The 2,907-nt window shown below is 68.9% G+C and carries 1 protein-coding gene and 3 pseudogenes; all 4 read left to right on the top strand.

The features are described from left to right. Positions 1–123: 123 nt before the first annotated feature. A pseudogene (locus ACFHPP_RS30755) lies at positions 124–369 on the top strand (transposase); the annotation flags it as partial. A 178-nt stretch (positions 370–547) separates the two neighbouring features. Next, positions 548–1,900: an IS5 family transposase gene (locus ACFHPP_RS30750; protein WP_437167029.1), complete on the top strand. Its 1,353-nt coding sequence runs from the start codon at positions 548–550 to the stop codon at positions 1,898–1,900. Between the two features lie 14 nt (positions 1,901–1,914). After that, a pseudogene (locus ACFHPP_RS30745) lies at positions 1,915–2,064 on the top strand (transposase); the annotation flags it as partial. Positions 2,065–2,122: 58 nt separating this feature from the next. After that, positions 2,123–2,793 (top strand): annotated as a pseudogene (locus ACFHPP_RS30740) (IS6 family transposase); the annotation flags it as partial. Positions 2,794–2,907: the final 114 nt, after the last annotated feature.

Below are 2,907 nucleotides of genomic sequence, written 5' to 3'. Positions count from 1 at the left end.
CGTCACGGCCGTGTCCCTGGGCATGGTGTAGGATCTGATTGCCGAGCTTGAGGCGGTCACCGCGGTGGTTCGTGGCTAGGGTTGGGTTGCTGACACTCAACCCCGAGCTTTGGACCGACCACGATGACCGACGAGACGATGGCCCTTCGGGGCCTGCTGGAGAAGTCCGCCGACGCCTCCATGCTGCGCGAGATGATCGGCTTCGCCGCCGAGCGGCTCATGGAGCTCGAGGTGGGCGGGATCACCGGCGCCGCCCATGGCGAGCGCAGTTCCGACCGTTTGGTGCAGCGCAACGGCTACCGCGAGCGCGACTGGCAGACACGGGCGGGCACCGTCGAGCTGCGCATCCCCAGGCTGAGGAAGGGCAGCTAGTCGGCCGTGAACAACGCGGGAGTCCGTGGGCTTCCTGGGGCTTTCGGCCGCTGGAAGTATTCCCGTTTGCAAGGCTCCTGTCCGGAGCGGGTGAAAACCTTGCAAAACCGCGCGCCTGTTGAAGCTGGTCGCGCGGCGTGATTCCCTCGGTGGGTCGCCGCGCTGGAGACCGCCGATGCCGCCGAAATCGCCGCCATCCGAGCAGCCCGAACTGTTCCGCTCCGCCCTGGTGAACCTCGTCGACCGCCGCCACCCGCTGGTGCGCCTGGCCGGTCTGATCGACTGGGAGCGCTTCACCACCGCCTTCGGCCCGCTCTACAGCGACGGCGTCGGCCGGCCCGGGCTGCCGACACGCCTCATGGTCGGGCTGCACCTCATCAAGCACATGGACGGCCTCTCCGACGACGCCGTCTGCGCGCGCTTCCTCGACAGCCCGTACGTCCAGCTGTTCTGCGGCGAAGCCTATTTCCAGCACGCCCTGCCGCTGGATCGCTCATCGATGACCCGCTGGCGCAAGCGCATCGGCGCCGAGCGGCTCGAACTGCTCCTCGCCGAGACGCTCGCCGCCGCACGGCGCGCCGGCGCCGCCGAGCCCAAGCACTTCGAGCGCGTCACCATCGACACCACCGTCCAGCCCAAGGCCGTGACGCACCCGACCGACAGCAAACTGATCCACCGCGGCGTCGAAATCCTCGGCCGTCTCGCCCGCCGGCACGGCGTCGCGCTGCGCCAGTCCTACACCCGCGTCTCCACCCGTGCCCGGCGCGAGGTCGCCAAGTTGATCCATCGCGGCCGCCACCGCGAGGCCGAGCGCGTGGTGCGGCGCATGCGCACCTGGCTCGGCCGGCTCGCACGCGACGTCGCCCGCAAGATCGCCGGTGCCGCCGCGGCGGTGCGCGCCGCCTTTGCCACGCCGCTCGAGCGCATCGTCCAGCTGCTCCGCCAGCGTCGCGAAGACCGTGGCCGCGACAAGATCTATGCGCTGCACGCCCCCGAGGTGGAGTGCATCGGCAAGGGCAAGGCCCGCACACGCTTCGAGTTCGGCGTGAAGGTCTCGCTCGCCACCACCAACCGCACGGCACCAGGCGGGATGTTCGTGATCGGCGCCCGCAGCCTGCCGGGCAATCCCTTCGACGGCCACACCCTTGCCGCCCAGACCGAGCGCATCACCGGCGTGCCGATCGAGCGCGCCTATGTCGACCGCGGCTATCGCGGCCACGACGCCGACAAGGCCCGCGTGTTCCTCTCTGGCCAGAAGCGCGGCGTCACGCCCACCATTCGCCGCGAGATCAGGCGGCTTGCCGGGATCGAGCCGGTGATCGGCCATCTGAAGAGTGACGGCCATCTCGGCCGCAACTTCCTCGCCGGTGCCAGCGGCGACGCCGTCAACGTTATCCTCGCCGCCGCAGGCCACAACCTCCGCCTGCTCCGCGCCTGGCTGATCCGCCTTCTCGCGTTCCTCCTCAGCCTCCTCGCCACCAGCGCGCCCACGGCCCCAACGCCGACATTACAAACCGCCGCGCGCTGAAATCGCGTTCTTCACGGACGACCAGCTATTTTCCTGCCTTCCTGGAGCCCCGCCGCTTGGCCGAGAAGGCACTGACGGCGGTTATCCAGGAGGCCTACGTCCATGGCGTTTCCACGAGGTCGGTGGACGACCTGGTCTGCGCCATGGGGCTCGACGGCGTCTCCGGCACCGTCAAGTTGAGCGGGGCTAGGCGGGCAAAGCCCGGTCCAGTAGGTGGCCGGGATGAGGCCACCCGTCGCCAAGTCGCCCTACGCCGGGTATCGGTTTCCGACCGAGGTCATCAGCCAGGCGGTCTGGCTGTACTTCCGTTTCCCGCTCAGCCTTCGCATGGTCGAAGAGATGCTGGCCGCCCGCGGCATCGTCGTTAGCCACGAGACCGTGCGGCAATGGTCGCTCAAGTTCGGCCAGGAGTTCGCCAACGGATCCGCCGCCGGCTGCCCTGTGCTGGTGACAAATGGCACCTGGATGAGGTCGCCATCAAGATCGCCGGGGTGCAGCACTGGCTCTGGCGTGCCGTGGATCAGAATGGGATGGTGCTGGATGTGCTGGTCCAGAGCCGGCGCGACAAGCGCGCCGCCGAACACCTGCTACGCAAGCTGCTGAAGCGCCAGTGCCGGGCGCCGCGCGTCATGGTCAGCGACAAGCTCGGCAGCTACGGGGCGGCCAAGAAGGCGCTGATGCCCGGTGTCGAGCACCGCCGGCACAAGGGTCTCAACAACCGGGCGGAAAACTCGCACCAGCCGACACGGCGACGAGAGCGGCAGATGAAGCGCTTCAAGTCGCCCCGGCAGGCGCAGCGCTTCCTCTCCGCCCACGATCAGATCGGCAACCTCTTCCATCTCCGCCGCGACCACGTCACCGCCAGCGAGTACCGCGCCGCCAGGGCGCGCGCGCGTTCGAGGTGTGGGCCGACGTCAGCAGGGTTGCTGCCGCAGCTTGAACTCCGTGCCAGCATCGCCCTCGGCGTGCCAACTCGCTTGCCCAAAAGCCCACAACTTGACGGTGCC

The sequence above is a fragment of the Falsiroseomonas sp. E2-1-a20 genome, from assembly GCF_051433195.1.
Lineage (GTDB): Bacteria > Pseudomonadota > Alphaproteobacteria > Acetobacterales > Acetobacteraceae > Falsiroseomonas.
The sequence above is the reverse complement of the archived record's forward strand: the minus strand, read 5'-3'. Positions and strand labels throughout refer to the sequence as shown.